At 69.2% G+C, this 14,999-nt stretch carries 13 protein-coding genes; 5 read left to right on the top strand and 8 right to left on the bottom strand.

Annotation, left to right across the window (positions count from 1 at the left end; all coding sequences use genetic code 11):
- The first annotated feature begins 16 nt into the window (after nt 1–16).
- The 3 genes from ACI2JZ_RS00990 (at nt 17) to ACI2JZ_RS00980 (ending at nt 2,902) form a co-directional block, all read left to right on the top strand.
- Complete coding sequence (locus ACI2JZ_RS00990; protein WP_404596260.1) at nt 17–1,723, top strand: ABC transporter family substrate-binding protein; 1,707 nt, start codon at nt 17–19, stop codon at nt 1,721–1,723.
- Between the two features lie 156 nt (nt 1,724–1,879).
- Nucleotides 1,880–2,086, top strand: a complete 207-nt coding sequence (locus ACI2JZ_RS00985) for a hypothetical protein (protein ID WP_404596259.1) — start codon at nt 1,880–1,882, stop codon at nt 2,084–2,086.
- Nucleotides 2,087–2,176: 90 nt separating this feature from the next.
- Nucleotides 2,177–2,902, top strand: coding sequence for an alpha/beta fold hydrolase (locus ACI2JZ_RS00980; RefSeq protein ID WP_404596258.1), 726 nt, complete (start codon nt 2,177–2,179; stop codon nt 2,900–2,902).
- On the opposite strand, the gene ACI2JZ_RS00975 is transcribed toward ACI2JZ_RS00980, so the two are convergent.
- Both ACI2JZ_RS00975 and ACI2JZ_RS00970 read right to left on the bottom strand, forming a co-directional pair.
- Nucleotides 2,897–4,117 carry an MFS transporter gene (locus tag ACI2JZ_RS00975; RefSeq protein WP_404596257.1) on the bottom strand — a complete coding sequence of 407 codons (1,221 nt, stop codon included), beginning with the start codon at nt 4,115–4,117 and terminating at the stop codon, nt 2,897–2,899. The genes ACI2JZ_RS00980 and ACI2JZ_RS00975 overlap by 6 nt on opposite strands.
- Entirely contained in the window at nt 4,114–5,487 is a 1,374-nt protein-coding gene (locus ACI2JZ_RS00970) for a glycoside hydrolase family 1 protein (protein WP_404596256.1), read from the bottom strand. The genes ACI2JZ_RS00975 and ACI2JZ_RS00970 overlap by 4 nt, the downstream gene beginning before the upstream one ends.
- Before the next feature lie 255 nt (nt 5,488–5,742).
- Here ACI2JZ_RS00970 and rpsT point away from each other — a divergent pair, with 255 nt between their 5' ends.
- The gene (gene rpsT / locus ACI2JZ_RS00965; protein WP_247622209.1) at nt 5,743–6,003 is read left to right on the top strand and encodes a 30S ribosomal protein S20; all 261 of its coding nucleotides are present in this window, start codon (nt 5,743–5,745) and stop codon (nt 6,001–6,003) included.
- A gap of 104 nt (nt 6,004–6,107) precedes the next feature.
- On the opposite strand, the gene holA is transcribed toward rpsT, so the two are convergent.
- From holA to ACI2JZ_RS00935, 6 genes are all read right to left on the bottom strand, one after another.
- Nucleotides 6,108–7,151 (bottom strand): DNA polymerase III subunit delta, encoded by a 1,044-nt coding sequence (holA, locus tag ACI2JZ_RS00960; protein ID WP_404596255.1) that lies wholly within the window; start codon nt 7,149–7,151, stop codon nt 6,108–6,110.
- 9 nt (nt 7,152–7,160) lie between these two features.
- Nucleotides 7,161–7,874, bottom strand: a complete 714-nt coding sequence (locus tag ACI2JZ_RS00955; RefSeq protein ID WP_404596254.1) for a ComEC/Rec2 family competence protein — start codon at nt 7,872–7,874, stop codon at nt 7,161–7,163.
- Entirely contained in the window at nt 7,847–9,493 is a 1,647-nt protein-coding gene (locus ACI2JZ_RS00950; protein WP_404596253.1) for a ComEC/Rec2 family competence protein, read from the bottom strand. The genes ACI2JZ_RS00955 and ACI2JZ_RS00950 overlap by 28 nt, the downstream gene beginning before the upstream one ends.
- Complete coding sequence (locus ACI2JZ_RS00945; protein ID WP_404596252.1) at nt 9,490–10,173, bottom strand: helix-hairpin-helix domain-containing protein; 684 nt, start codon at nt 10,171–10,173, stop codon at nt 9,490–9,492. The genes ACI2JZ_RS00950 and ACI2JZ_RS00945 overlap by 4 nt, the downstream gene beginning before the upstream one ends.
- 155 nt (nt 10,174–10,328) lie before the next feature.
- Complete coding sequence (gene leuS / locus ACI2JZ_RS00940) at nt 10,329–12,905, bottom strand: leucine--tRNA ligase (protein WP_404596251.1); 2,577 nt, start codon at nt 12,903–12,905, stop codon at nt 10,329–10,331.
- 34 nt (nt 12,906–12,939) lie between these two features.
- Nucleotides 12,940–14,283: an anthranilate synthase component I family protein gene (locus tag ACI2JZ_RS00935; RefSeq protein ID WP_404596250.1), complete on the bottom strand. Its 1,344-nt coding sequence runs from the start codon at nt 14,281–14,283 to the stop codon at nt 12,940–12,942.
- A 41-nt stretch (nt 14,284–14,324) separates the two neighbouring features.
- Between ACI2JZ_RS00935 and ACI2JZ_RS00930 the strand changes: the two genes are divergently transcribed.
- On the top strand, nt 14,325–14,996 hold the full coding sequence (locus ACI2JZ_RS00930) for a DedA family protein (protein ID WP_404596249.1): 672 nt from the start codon (nt 14,325–14,327) through the stop codon (nt 14,994–14,996).
- Nucleotides 14,997–14,999 lie beyond the last annotated feature (3 nt).

Raw genomic sequence — 14,999 nt, 5'->3', positions numbered from 1 at the left:
GAAGGAGCACCAAACCATGAAAAGGCATCAGAAGCTGCTGGGCGCTCTCGCCCTCAGCGGCGCCCTCGCACTCGTCATGAGCGGTTGCGCATCGGGCGGCGACGGCGGTAGCACCGACAACGGCGGCGAAGCCGAAACCGTCACGGGCGCGGACTACAACCCGCAGCCCCGCGAGAATCTGCAGGAGGGCGGCGAGGTCACCTTCCCCATCGGTGAGATCACCCCGCAGATGAACGCCAACCACTCCGACGCCACGGTCGACACCGCGACGCTCTGGGAGTGGTACAACCCTCAGACGATCCTCATGACGCCGGAGGGCGAGGCATACGCCAACCCGAACTACCTGACCGACTGGACCACCGAGGTCGTGGACGACAAGACCGTCGTCACCTACACGATCAATCCCGACGCCGTGTGGAACGACGGGACGCCGATCGACTGGACCGCCTACGAGCAGACCTGGAAGGCGCTGCGGTCGACGGATGAGGGCTACGTCCCCAACTCCACCGACGGTTACTCGCTGATCGAGAGCGTCGAGCAGGGCACCGACGACCGCCAGGCCGTCGTGACGTTCACCCAGGTCTACCCCTGGACGAACGGCCTGTTCTGGCACCTCGTCAACCCGAACATCAACACCCCGGAGCTCTTCAACGAGGGCTACCTCAACGAGGCGAACCCCGACTGGGGTGCAGGCCCCTATGAGATGACCGAGTTCGACCCCAAGGGCGGCACGGTCATCTTCGAGCCGAACCCGGACTGGTGGGGCGACAAGCCGCTGCTCGACAAGGTCACCTTCCGTCAGCTCGACGACACCGCCGAGATCAACGCGTTCAAGGCCGGCGAGATCAACATGGCGTCGACCGGCACGTCCGACCGCCTCGCGCAGGTCGCCGACATGGATGACGTCGTCACCTACAAGGCCCAGCGCACCGCCACCAACCTCATGCAGCTGAATGCCGAGCGCCCTCAGCTCGCCGACATCAAGGTGCGCGAGGCGATCATGAAGGCGATCGACCGTGAGCAGCTCAAGGAGGTCGTCTGGAACGGCCTGGGCTACACCGAGGAGCCGGCCGGCTCGCTCATCCTCTTCCCGTTCCAGGACGGTTTCGTCGACTCGCTCAGCGAGGCCGGCTGGAAGTTCGACGACGACGAGGCGAACGGCCTTCTCGACGAGGCGGGCTGGGTCGCGGGTAGCGACGGCATCCGTGAGAAGGACGGCGTGCGACTCGCCGTCAACCTCCCGGTGTTCGGTGACGACCCGATCGTCGAGACGCGCGGAAAGGTCATCCAGGCGCAGCTCAAGGCGATCGGCGTCGAGGTCACGGTCGACGTGCGTCCGACGTCGGAGTTCTCGACGACGGTGACGACGAAGGACTGGGACATCATCCTCATGGGCTTCTCGTCGAGCGACCCCTACGGGTTCGCGTACTTCTGCCAGGTCTACTGCTCCGACAGCGGCCTGAACCTGTCGGCCACCGGCACCCCGGAGCTCGACGAGAAGATCGCGGGCGTCGCGGACCTCCCCACCGCGGAGGAGCAGATCGCCGAGGGCACCAAGGTCGAGACCGAGGTCATCAAGGAGACGTGGGGCATCCTGCCTCTGTACTCCGGCCCCGAGATCCGCACGGTGACCAAGGGACTCGCCAACCTCACCCCCGAGACCTACACGGGTCTCGACCTCTTCGGGCTCCTGCCCGTCGAGAACGTGGGCTGGGAGAAGTGATCTAGCACTCACCCATAGTGTGGGGGTCGGCGAGAGATCGCCGGCCCCCACACGCGTCTACCCAGGGAATCCGTACTGCGCACCCCCCCTGGACGAGGCTGCGCATTCGGATTAATTTCTCGCACACGCACAGACGGAGTCCAAAGGAGGGCGCTCATGCTGAAAGACAAGAAGCTGAAAGACAAGAAGACGACTGTCCGGAACTCGATCGTCGGGGTCGCGGCGGCTTTGATGCTCACCCTGGGGTCGGCGATCCCCGCAGGTGCTGTCGTCGACATCACGCATCCCGGTGACGGCGGAGGTGGGGGCGGTGCGGGTCCTTGGCCCATCAAGTGCATCAAATACTGCCCCGGACCGCGTTGACGCATCCCGCGACGAGCAGGCGGGGTCGGTGGTCTTCCACCGGTCCCGCTTTCTCGTGCGGTGCGCGGGCTGCGCACCTAGGCTGAGAGCGTGAGCGTCCAGATCGTCTTCGTGCACGGCATCCGCACGTCGGCCACCATGTGGCGTTCGCAACAAGCGTTCCTCGACGCGCGGGGGTACGCACACACCGCGGTCGACCTGCCGGGGCACGGCACGCGCATCGCCGAGGACTTCACGCTCCACGAGGCCCTGCACACGATCGATGCCGCCGTCCGCGATGCGGCGACGCGCGGACCGGTGCTGCTGGTCGGGCACTCCATGGGCGGAATCCTGTCTCTCGCCTACACCGGAGGCGGGGAGACGACACCGGTCGCGGGCCTCGTCGCGGCGTCGTGCACCGCGTTGCCCGTCGGTGCCGGGCTCGCCGCCTATCGCTGGCTCGCGCGCGCGATGGATTCACTACCCGACCGCGGACGCTGGCTCTCGGATCGTGTGCTCGACGCGACGATCCCCCCGGATACCCGCGAAGACTTCGGCGCAGGCGGCTACGCGCTCGACGCGCAGGACATCGCCCTGGGCAGCCTCGCGGCGCTCGACCTCGCCGCGGCGGTCGCCCGCATCCGACTGCCGCTCTGGTTCGTCAACGGTCAGTACGACCAGCTGCGTCGCCACGAGACGCTCTTCTGCTCGCTGGCCCCCCAGGCCGAACTCATCGTGGTACCGCGCACCACGCATCTCGTCACGGCGATGCGACCTCGCGTCTTCAACGCCGTGCTGCAGCTCGCGATCGCGACCCTCGAGAAAAAGAGCTCATGACCTCTGCGGCTGCCTCGCGAGGCCGGTGAGCACTCCGCCTGCGAGCGACAGCACCGCGGCGGCGGCGAAGACGAGCCAGAATCCTCCCACCAGCGCCACGAGTCCCGCCCCGAGCACCGGACCGATCAGCTGGCCGAGAGCGGCCGTGACGTTCACGATGCCGAGATCGCGGGCGTGGTCCTTCTCATCGGGCAGCAGATCGGCCGCGAACGCGAGGCCGACGGTCGAGAACGCGCCGTAGCCGAGCCCCATGAGGGCGGCGGCGACCATCGTCATCTCGAAGGTCGGCACGAGCGCGATCGCCACACCGGATGCCGCCTGCACGACCGTGGCGATCACGGCGAGCCGGCGCCGGTCGCCCGTGCGGTCCGACAGGATGCCGGTGAGAACGGATGCCGCGACCACGAACAGCGTGTAGACGACGATGAGCAGCAGCAGGTTGTCCTGCGCCGTCGACGACGGCTGACCGAGTCCGTGCAGCAGGAAGAAGAGGAAAAGCGCGGTCCCCAACGCGTTGCCGATATTGGTCACGAGGCGCCCGGCGAGCATCCACGCGAAGTCGCGATCGCGCAGCGAGGCGAGGGGCCGACGGTCGCGGGTCGTCGGCCGCACGGCCTCCGACGCGGAGGGATCGGGGAGCACCAGGGCCACCGCACTGCCGACCGCCGCGATCACGGCGGCGAGGAGCAGATACCCCGAGACGATGTCGAGCCCGAGGAGAACGACGAGACCGACGCCCAGCACGATCCCGACGGCCTGGCTCGACCCGACGGCCGCGGATGCCGCGCCCCGCTGGGTCGTGGGCAGTTGGTCCGCGATCATCGCGGTGAAGGCCGCCGACGACACCGCGACACCGATCGATACACCGACCCACGCCCCACCGACCGCCCAGGGCCCCTCGGAGAAACCGGTGAGCACCAGGAAGGCCGCGGTCGTCCACACGCCCGCCAGCGCCCACGGACGCCGTCGAGGGCGCCCCGGTCGAGCACGATCCGACAGCGCCCCGGCGAGCGGTCCGGCGACGATGCCCGCGAGTCCGCCGATGCCGAGGACGAGCCCCGAGGAGACCACTCCCCGGATCCAATCGTCTTCGGGGGTGTCGAGCTGCAGCGGCAGGAGGAGCTGCACGGGCGTGAGCTGCACGGTCCAGATGGCGAGCCAGGCGAGGGTGAACAGCGACATCCATCGCGCGCCGACCCGCGTCGCCGCGGTCATTGCGCGCTCCGCTCGATCGCCACCGCGGTGCGCGTGCGGGCGATGGCGTCGCGGTACCAGTCGTACGAAGCCTTGGGTGTGCGCTCCCCCGTGGTGAAATCGACGTGCACGAGGCCGAAGCACTGGGTGAATCCGTCGGCCCACTCCCAGTTGTCCAGGAGCGACCAGACCGTGTACTCCTCGACGGGAACGCCCGCGGCCATCGCCTCGCCCACCGCCGCGATGTGCGCGGCGAGGTAGTCGATGCGTTCGGCGTCGTCGATGCGGACCGCGCCGTCGGGCTCGGGGAACGAGGCGCCGTTCTCGCCGATGATCACCGGCGGCATGTGCGGATGCCGGCGATGGAGGTCGATGAGCAGATCGCGGAGCGCCTCGGGCACGATCGGCCACTCCGGGCCGAAACCGGTGACGGGCGCCCCGGGCGTCGGCACGATCTCGAACGGCAGTGGTCCCGCCGGATCGGCGACGGTCACCGTCGTCGGGTTGTAGAAGTTGATGCCGTAGAAGTCGATCGACGCCGCGATGCGCGCGAGTTCACCGTCGAGCACGGGCATCGGCGGCAGGCCGAACGCCTCGAGGTCGGGGTACTCACCCGCGAGCAGGGGTTCGCTGAACAGCCCGTTGTGGAGCGTGTCGTACATGGTCGCCGCCACGAGGTCTTCCCGCGATGCGGTGAGCGGCAGCACGCGGGTGTGATTGTTGACGAGTCCGACGGCCGTCGCGCCCCGCGAACGCAGCGCCTCGGCGGCGTACGCGTGCGCCAGGAGCTGATGGTGGACGGTCGGCAGGGCGTGGAAGAGCAGCGGTCGTGCGGGGGCGAGCGCCCCGGTGCCGTACCCCTGCAGCGTGGTCATCGCCGGTTCGTTGAGCGTGTACCAGTGGGTCACCCGATCGCCGAGCCGATCCGCCACGATCGCGGCATAGTCCGCGAAGCGTTCGGCCGTATCGCGGACGAGCCAGCCGCCGTCGGACTCCACCGCGCTCGGCATCTCCCAGTGGTACAGCGTCGGGAACGGGGTCGCGCCGACCTCGAGCAGGGCATCGACGAAGCGGGAGTAGTGATCGAGCGCGGCGGTGCTGGCCGGGCCGCGCCCGTCCGGCTGCACCCGCGCCCACGGAATCGAGAAGCGATAGCGGTCGATGCCGAGGTCCGCCACCAGGGCGACATCCGCCTCCGGATGCCGATAGCTGTCGCACGCGCGTTGCGGCGTCGAGGCGTCTCGCACCGCACCCGGCACATCGACGAAATCGTCCCAGATCGAGCGTCCTCCCCCGTCGTCGGAGGGAGAGCCTTCGATCTGGATGGCGGACGTCGCCGCGGACCAGCGGAGACCTGAGGGCAGAACGGTATCGCGGGAAGCAGAACTCATGTCGCTCCTTGGCGTCTGTGTCGGGTGATCCTGATTCTGCACCCGGTACCGCGTTTCGCGCGACCGAGTTCCGCGATCGGCTCGTCGTGTCGGACTCCGGACGCCACCCGAGAGGCGTCGTTTCGCGTGATCCGCCCGACTGCTGGTAGAGTTGCTTCTTGGCTTGCGTGTGGGTTCTTCCCTCACGACCGTCGTGCAGCAGCCCTCTTCTGCTGCCGGCACTCCGAATCACTCCTGTACAGAAAGCGTCCACACGTGGCAAACATCAAGTCGCAGATCAAGCGCAACAAGACCAACGAGAAGGCTCACGAGCGCAACAAGGCCGTGAAGAGCGAGCTCAAGACCCTCGTTCGTCAGACCAAGGCAGCCGTCGCCGCAGGCGACAAGGCAGCCGCCGAGGCCACCCTCAAGAAGGCCGCCGTCAAGCTCGACAAGGCCGTCAGCAAGGGTGTCCTGCACAAGAACCAGGCGTCGAACCGCAAGTCGGCCATCGCCAAGTCGGTCGCCGCTCTCTGAGCCAGCACCGCTGAGAAAGGCCCGTCCCGTTCGCGGGGCGGGCCTTCTTCGTGTCGGTGACGCGTGCAGGCTTTTCCCCTGACGCGACGGAGCGGAGTGGCGGACTACTCCTCGCCGAACGGGCGACGGGTGGCGATGACCGTCACCATGCGCTCGAGCGCGAAGATCGGGTCGCGCGATGCGCCCTTCACCTCGGCATCAGCCCGTGCCGTCGCCTGGATCGCGAGCCCGAGCGAGCGCTCGTTCCACCCGGCGAGATCGCGTCGTGCACGATCGACCTGCCAGTCCTTCATGCCGAGGCGCTGGGCGAGCTGACGGCTCGGTTCCCGGTTTCCCGCGACACGCGCCATGGTGCGCAGCTTCATCGCGAAGGCCGCCACCATCGGCACCGGATCGGCGCCCGACGACAGCGCGTGCCTCAGCGAGATGAGCGCCTCGCCGTAGCGACCGGCGATCGCCGTGTCGGCGACGACGAAGGCGGAGACCTCGACGCGGCCGCCGTAGTACTTGGTGACGATGTCGTCGGTCACATCGCCCTCGACATCGCCGATGAGCTGCTGGCAAGCGGCGGCGAGCTCGGTGAGGTCGTCGGCGAAGGCCGAGACGAGCGCCCGCAGCGCCGAGGGCTGGATGCGCTTCTTCGCGGCCTTGAACTCACCGGCGGCGAAATCGACGCGGTCACCGTCGCGCTTGATGGCGGGGCAGGCGATCTCGATGCCCTCCCCCGTTCCGGCGCGCAGAGCGTCGAGAAGCTTCTTACCGCGCACGCTGGCTCCGGTGTGCCGGAGGATCACGGTGGCACCGTCCTGCGGCTGGTCGAGGTACGACACGGCCTCCTGCAGGAAGGCATCGGAGCAGCGCTCGACGCCCGAGACCCTCACGAGCCGCGGCTCGCCGAAGAGCGACGGCGACGTCATGGCGAGCAGGGTGCCGGGTGCGTAGTCGTCGGCGCGGATGTCGCTGACCTCGAGGGCCGGGTCCTCCGCGCGCAGATAGTCGCGGATGCCGGCGATCGCACGCTCGGCGCAGATCTCCTCGGGCCCGGACACCAGCACGAGCGGGGCGGGACGCGGTTCTCGCCAGGAGACCTGGGGGATCTTCGACGGCTGCTTGGCGGCGGTGCGGGAAGAGGATCGCGGAGCTGCCATGGATCCAGCCTACTCGCGGGCACCGACGTCGGACTCCGTCCAGACCGCGATCCTGCCGTCGTCGATCCCCAGCAGGATGCGTCCCTGTCGATCGGTGCGTAGAACGTGCGCCCCGACCGCCGTGAGCAGGTCGAGCGTCTCCGCGCGCGGATGGCCGTAGTCGTTGTCGATGCCCGCGCTGAAGACCGCGATCGCCGGACGGACCGCCTCGTAGATCGCGGGATCCTGATCGGCACTGCCATGATGGGCGACCTTGACCACGTCATAGCGTCCCGCCAGACGGGCGTTGCGCGCGAGCATCCGCTGCGCTTCGGCCGACAGGTCGCCGAGGTAGAGCGAGCGCGGCACGCCACCCCCGGAGACCTCCATCACGACGCTCGCGTCGTTGCCGGAGGGGAACACCGCCGACTCGCGGAGCGGCCAGAGCACCCGCCAGGTCGATGCACCGAGCGTGCCGCGCATCCCCGCCGTCGCCTCGGTGACAGTCGCACCACCGGCCCCCAGCCCGTCGAGGATCCGCTGTTCCTCCGCCTCGACGACAGGTCCGTGGAGCACCGCGTCGACCCGTCCGCGCACGGCGTCCACTCCCCCGACATGATCGAGGTCGAAGTGCGTCACCACGAGGAGGTCGATGCGGTCGATGCCGAGCGACCGCAGGCAGTCGCCGAGCGGGCCCGGCTCCGGACCGGTGTCGATCAGTGCGACTTCTCCTTCCGATCGCACGAGCAGCGCATCCCCCTGCCCCACGTCGCACGCCGCGATCGACCAGCCGGATGGCGCCGACATCGCCGCGAGCGGCCCCTGCAGAGCGAGATGCGCGCCGCCGAGCGAGAGCGCCACGATGAGCACCACCGCCGCGACGCGGTACGTCCAGGAGAACCACCGGCCTCGGCGGCCGCCGACGTCGCTCGTTCCTCGCCGCCCGCGCACGATGATCCCAGGGCGGCGCTGAGCATCGCGACGAGCACGGCACTGCCGATGCCGGGAACCAGGGATGCCTGCGCGAGCGGCAATCGCGCGCTCACCGTCGCGGTCACCGAGATCCATGCCGCGGGCAACCAGGCGGATGCCGCGAGAAGATCGGCGAGCATCGGGATCGGCGCGGCGAGGCAGGCGAGAAGACCGATCACGGTCGCGATCGGCGCCGCGGGAGCGGCGAGCAGGTTGGCGGCGATCCCCACCAGGGACTGCTGCTCGGCGAACAGCGCGATGATCGGGCCGCAGGCCAGTTGGGCGGCGAGGGGCACCGAGATCGCGAGAGCGAGCGGCTGCGGCATCCACCGAGCGAGCCCGCGCGCGAGCGGAGGCGCCAGCAGGATGAGCGCTCCCGACGCCGCGACCGACAGGGCGAACCCGGCCGTCGCGGCCAGCCAGGGGTCGGCGATGAGGATGCCGGTGGCGCACAGCGCGAGCATCCCCGCGCCCGCGCTCGGACGGCCGAGGAGCACCGTGAGCATCGCGACCCCGGCCATCACCGCCGCGCGGATCACGCTGGGTTCGGGGGTCACCAGCACCACGAACCCCGCCAGTGCGAGGGCCGCGACGACGATCCGCAGACGGCGCCCACCCCCGCACAGGGCCACGAGAAAGAACGCCGCCGCGACCACGATCGCGCAGTTGGCGCCGGACACGGCCGTGAGGTGACTGAGGCCGCTCGTGCGCATGTCGTCGTTCAGCGCGTCGGAGACCGCCCGGGTGTCACCGACAGCGAGACCGGGCAGCAACCCCGCACCCGGCTCGGGCAGGCGCGTCGCTCGCTCGATGAACGCGCTGCGCGCGCCAGCCGCAACCGCGAAGACCCCCGAAGCCGGGCGCACGATCTCCGCCTCGCTCGCGAAGACGACGACCGTGGCGCGCTCGCCCGCATCCGTCGCCTCCATCTGCCCCGTCACACGGATCGTCGCGCCGAGATCGAAGCCTTCGGCCGGCTCGATACCGATGCGCACCGGCGCCGAGACCGCCACCTTCTCGTCCGACGAACCGACGGAGCTCGACTGCGCCTCGAACCAGAGACGCCCGTCCTTCCCGACCGACGCCGACGACGACACGTCCGCGACCACGTCGACCGCATACGCCTCTCGCTCACGAACCGCCTCGCGTGCCGGCATCGCGAGGCAGGCTGTCGTCGCCACCGCGGCCGCCGCCGCGAGCACCACGATCATGAGGCCCCCGCGCTCCACGCCACGCGCACGGGAGCGCCCGACGATTGCCCCGGCGACGACAGCGGCCAGCACGCAGAAGGCAGCCACCGCGCCCGCGATCTGCGGGAGGAACACGCACAGCAGCCCCGTGGCCCATGTTCCCCCGGCGATCGGCAGCAGTCGGAGGTCGCGTCTCCTCACACCCGCACGCCGTCGCGCAGACCCTCGAGCAGCTTCTCGCCGATGCCCGGCACGGCGAGAAGGTCATCGACGGTCTGGAAACGCCCGTTCTCGTCGCGCCACGAGATGATGCGCTCGGCCAGCGCGGGGCCGATGCGCGGAAGGGTCTCGAGCGCCGCCTGATCCGCGGAGTTCAGGTCGATTCGGTCGTCGCCCGGAGTCGTCGTCCCCGAGCCCGGAGTCGTCCCGGAACCCGGTACGAGAGCGCCCGCGCCGACGACGGGCACGACCACCTGCTCACCGTCGGTCACGATGCGGGCGAGGTTGATCGCGGCGAGGTCGGCCTCCTCGGTCGTGCCGCCGGCCGCAGCGAGGGCGTCGACGATCCGGGCATCGATCGCGAGCACGTACAGGCCCGGCTTCTCGACGGCGCCGAGGACGTGCACGTAGAGCTCCCCGCCCGGCGCGGTTGCTCCCGCGGCATCGGTCGCACCGGTCGACTCGTCTCCGATCGAGACCGTCTCGACGGGCGCGGCCTGCCCGCGGAGGATCCCGAGCCCGACCGCGACCGAGAGCACGACGAGGGCGAGCACGACCGCCGCTCCGGTGCTCAGACGCAGGCGCCGGGGCGCAGACGGAGGATCCACGAGCGCAGCATCCACGGGCAGGGCGTCATCGAGAGGTGCTTCGGTCGGCGGCATCCGCCCACGCTAGGCCGCCCGATTCCGCCTTTCCGCGCCACTTTCCGCGCGCAGTGGATAACTCCGACCGATCGCGCGCCGTGCAGAACCACACCCGCCGGAACGCCGAGACCGCCGCCCGGCATCCGGACGGCGGTCTCGATCGAGCGAGCGGATCAGCCCTTGACGACGAAACTCACGATCTTGGGCGCGCGCACGATGACCTTGACGATCTCCTTGTCACCGATCGCTCGGATCACGCGCTCATCGCCGCGGGCGAGAGTTTCGAGCTCCGCCTCGCCGATGCGTGCGGAGACCTCGAGCTGAGCGCGCACCTTGCCGTTGACCTGCGCGACGGCGGTGATGGTGTCTTCGACCAGCAGCGCCGGGTTCGCCGAACGCCACGTGACGAGACCCACGGAGGGCTCGTGTCCGAGGATCTCCCACATCTCCTCCGCCGTGTGCGGGGCGATGAGGTCGAGCATCACGGCGACGGTCTCGGTGGCTTCGCGCACCGCCGGGTCGGCAGCACCGTTCGCACCGTTGTCGATCGTCTTGCGGATGGTGTTCACCAGCTCCATCAGGCGGGCGACGAGCACGTTGAACTTGGTCTGCTCGACGAGCGCCGGGGCCTCGGACAGGAGCTTGTGCGTCGTGCGGCGCAGCGCCGCATCACCACCGTCGAAGACGACGTCGATCGGGCTCGAGACCTCGCGCGCGATGCGCAGCGCCCGCGACAGGAACTTCTGGGCACCCGTCGTCGAGACGTCGGCCCAGTCCTTGTCGTCCTCCACGGGTCCCGCGAACGCCAGGCCCACGCGCAGCGCGTCGGCGCCGTGCGCGTCGAGCTCCTCCTGGAAGAGCACGAGGTTGCCCTTGCTCTTCGACATCTTCTGGCCGTCGAGGAGAACCATGCCCTGGTTGATCAGGTTCGAGAACGGCTCGGTGAAGTCGATCAGCCCCATGTCGAACAGCACCTTCGTGATGAAGCGTGCGTACAGCAGGTGCAGGATCGCGTGCTCGACTCCTCCGATGTAGGAGTCGACCGGAGCCCATCGTGCGGCCTGGGCAGGGTCGAAGGCGACCTGATCGCTGTTCGGCGACAGGAAGCGCAGGAAGTACCACGAGCTGTCGACGAAGGTGTCCATCGTGTCGGGGTCGCGCAGCACGGGCTCACCGGTGGCCGGATCGACCGTGCGCACCCAGCCCTCGGCACCGCCCAGGGGCGAGGTGCCCTTCGGCTTGAGATCCAGGCCCTCGATGCTCGGCAGACGAACCGGCAGCTTGTCCTCCGCGACCGGGATGATGCTGCCGTCTTCGGCGTGCAGCATCGGGATCGGCGTTCCCCAGAACCGCTGACGCGAGATCAGCCAGTCGCGCAGACGGTAGTTCTTCGCGGCGCGACCGGTGCCCGATGCCTCGAGCTGCTCGATCGCGCGGGCGATCGCGTTGCGCTTCGACAGGCCGTTGAGCTCGCCCGAGTTGATCAGACGCCCCTCACCCGTGAGCGCGATGCCCGTCGACGCGGGGTTCTGGTCGTCGAGCGCGCCGGTGTCGATCGGCACGCCCTCGTCGTCGACCTCGATGACCGGCATCGCTCCCGTGATGGGCGCCGTCGTATCGACGACGACCTTGACCGGCAGGTCGAACGCGCGGGCGAAGTCGAGGTCGCGCTGGTCGTGCGCGGGAACCGCCATGACCGCACCGTGACCGTAGTCGGCCAGTACGTAGTCGGCAGCCCAGATCGGCAGCTTCTCGCCGTTGACCGGGTTGATCGCGTAGCGCTCGAGGAAGACGCCCGTCTTGGGGCGATCCGTCGCCTGGCGGGCGATGTCGGTCTCCTTCTGCACCCCTTCGAGGTACGTCTGGAAGCGCTCGCGCACCTCGGCCGGAGCATCCGCCGCCAGCTCGGCGGCCAGGTCGGAATCGGGCGCCACGACGAAGAACGTGGCGCCGTGCAGCGTGTCGGGGCGCGTCGAGAACACGGTGACAGGCTCGTCACGGCCCTCGATACGGAAGTCGACGTCGGCGCCGACCGAGCGGCCGATCCAGTTGCGCTGCATCTGCAGCACCTTGTGCGGCCAGAAGCCCTCGAGCTGGTTGAGGTCGTCGAGCAGACGGTCGGCGTAGTCGGTGATGCGGAAGTACCACTGCGTCAGCTTCTTCTTGACGACCTCGTAGCCGCAACGGTCGCAGCGACCGTCGACGACCTGCTCGTTCGCCAGCACCGTCTGGTCGTTGGGGCACCAGTTGACGGCGCTCTTCTTGCGGTAGGCGAGACCGCGCTCGTGCATCTTCAGGAACAGCCACTGGTTCCAGCGGTAGTACTCGGGGTCGGACGTGTGCAGCACGCGCGACCAGTCGAACGAGACGCCGTACGCCTGGAATCCGACCTTCTGCTGCGCGATGTTCTGATACGTCCACTCGCGCGGGTCGGCGCCCTGACGGATCGCCGCGTTCTCGGCGGGCAGCCCGAAGGAGTCCCACCCGATCGGGTTCAGGACGTTGTGCCCGCGGTGACGCCAGAAGCGCGCCACGATGTCGGAGTACAGGTAGTTCTCAGCGTGTCCCATGTGCAGGTCGCCGGACGGGTACGGGAACATCGCGAGCACGTAACGCCGGGGGCGCGTGTCGTCATCACCGCCGGTGAGGAACGTCTCGTTCTCCGCCCAGTACTTCTGCCACTTGGCCTGGATGGCATGAGCCGACGACGTCTCGTCCTCGGCGGGAGCGGTGGACAGGTTCTCAGACAACGAACGCACGACCAATCTGAAAGGAAAATCGGGATCAGTTCAGGATATCGGAACCCCAGGCCCCGGGCAGGACAGCGCCCAGCGCCGCGAGCGGCGCACGCGCCTTGGTCGCGACCTCGGCGACCTCGGCCGCGGCATCCGATCCCCAGGTGATCCCGCCACCGGCGCCGATGGTCGCCCTGTCCTCGTCGATCACGATGCTGCGGATGACCATCGCGAAGTCGACGGCACCGTCGACTCCGACGTAGCCGAAGCAGCCGGCGTAGATCCCGCGCGGGCCGCCTTCGAGCGCGTGCAGGCGCGTCATGGCCGAGAGCTTCGGGGCCCCGGTCATGCTGCCCGCGGGGAAAGCGGCGTCGAGGAGTGAACCGACGGTCGCACCGGGCGCCGCCGTGCCGCTGACCGTGCTCACGAGCTGGTGCACCGCGGGATAGCTCTCCACGACCCACAGCCCCTCCACGCGGATGGACCCTGCGACGCAGACGCGGGAGAGATCGTTGCGCATGAGGTCGACGATCATGACGTTCTCGGCGCGTTCCTTGGGGTTGACGGCGAGCTCGGCGGCGAGAGCGGCATCCTCGATCGGATCCGCGGATCGCGGCCGCGTGCCCTTGATGGGCCGCGTGCGGATGACGCCGTCCGCGGCGAGGAGGAACTGCTCGGGGCTCGCGCTCAGCAGCGCACGCCCCTGGATCCGAACGAAACCTCCGTGGTGCGCGGGCGTCGCGGCGCGCAGTCGCGCGTAGACCGCGACCGCATCGCCGACACCGGAAGCCGAGAAGCGCGTCGTGAGGCAGAGCTGATACGCGATCCCCTGCCGGATCAGGTCACGGCAGCGCTCGATGAGGCCCGCGTACTCCGCCGGTTCGTGCCGGGCCTCGGCCACGACACCGGCGACCGGCGCCTTCGGCAGGTCGGGAAGAGCGGATGCCGCGACCGCCGCCTCCTCGACGAAGGACTCCCACTGAGCGAAGTCTCCATCGGTCTGCACCCACACCCGCCGACGCGCATGGTCGAACGCGGCGAAACGCTGCACACGCATCCACGACGCCCGGTCATCCGCGTCGCCGCCGTCGGTCGGGGCACCGGCCGCGACCGCCCCGGTCTCGTAATCGTGCCAGCCCACCCATCCGCCGCGGAACGGCGGTCGTTCATCGTCGGCCGCTCCCCCGTCGGCGGGAGCGCCGCGGACCTCCCCGAGCGCCACATCAGCGGGCAGCGCCGACGGCTCGCCGACGCCGACGAAGCTCCACCCGTTCGCCGTATCGGGACCCGCGTCGAGCCAGAACACCTCCGGCGACGAGGCCTCGAGAACACGGAAGACGTCGACGGGCTCGACCCAGACGGAAAGGGGACGAGCGGGTGGACGATGGGGCACCTTGTCAGCCTAGAACCTGGCCGCTCCCGTATTCTCGTGCTGTGGATGACCTCTTGACCTGGCTGTTCGAATTCATCCGTTCGATCGACCCCGTCACCCGCACTCTCATCGCCGGCGTCGCCGTCATGCTCGAGACCAGCGTCCTCATCGGACTCCTCGTGCCCGGCGACACCGTCGTGATCATGGCCTCGATCGGCGTCCGAGGTCCGGTCGAGGCGACCGCGATGGTGATCGCCGTGGTCATCGGCGCGCTGATCGGCGAGAGCATCGGTTTCGCCCTGGGTCGCTGGCTCGGCCCCCGCATCCGGACGTCGTGGCTCGGGCGCCGGATCGGCGAGAAGAACTGGGTGCGTGCCGAGCGATATCTGCAACGCCGCGGCGGAATCGCGATCTTCCTCTCGCGATTCCTGCCCGTACTGCACTCCCTCGTGCCCCTCACGGTCGGCATGAGCGCCTACTCGTACCGGCGTTTCCTGGCGTGGACGGCTCCCGCCTGCGTGATCTGGGCGGTCGCGTACGTCAGTGTCACCTCTCTCGCCGCGCTGACCTTCGACGAGATGGTCGATCGCGTGCACTATGCCGGATATGTCTTCGTCGGCATCATCGTCGTCTTCCTCGTCGTGGTCTACCTCGGCAAGAAGCTCCTCGAGCGCTCGGAAGCCCGCCACCTCGAGGCCCACGACGCGGAACCCGAGGCGGACGTGAAAGACTGAGCC

Source organism: Microbacterium sp. NPDC087868 (genome assembly GCF_044900755.1).
Taxonomy (GTDB): domain Bacteria; phylum Actinomycetota; class Actinomycetes; order Actinomycetales; family Microbacteriaceae; genus Microbacterium; species Microbacterium galbinum.
This window is presented reverse-complemented; position numbering and strand designations above follow the sequence as displayed.

Coding starts and splice junctions, on each gene's coding strand:
- ACI2JZ_RS00990 (WP_404596260.1), top strand. CDS start 17: ATGAAAAGGCATCAGAAGCTGCTGGGCGCTCTCGCCCTCAGCGGCGCC.
- ACI2JZ_RS00985 (WP_404596259.1), top strand. CDS start 1,880: ATGCTGAAAGACAAGAAGCTGAAAGACAAGAAGACGACTGTCCGGAAC.
- ACI2JZ_RS00975 (WP_404596257.1), bottom strand. CDS start 4,117: ATGACCGCGGCGACGCGGGTCGGCGCGCGATGGATGTCGCTGTTCACC.
- ACI2JZ_RS00970 (WP_404596256.1), bottom strand. CDS start 5,487: ATGAGTTCTGCTTCCCGCGATACCGTTCTGCCCTCAGGTCTCCGCTGG.
- holA (WP_404596255.1), bottom strand. CDS start 7,151: ATGGCAGCTCCGCGATCCTCTTCCCGCACCGCCGCCAAGCAGCCGTCG.
- ACI2JZ_RS00945 (WP_404596252.1), bottom strand. CDS start 10,173: ATGCCGCCGACCGAAGCACCTCTCGATGACGCCCTGCCCGTGGATGCT.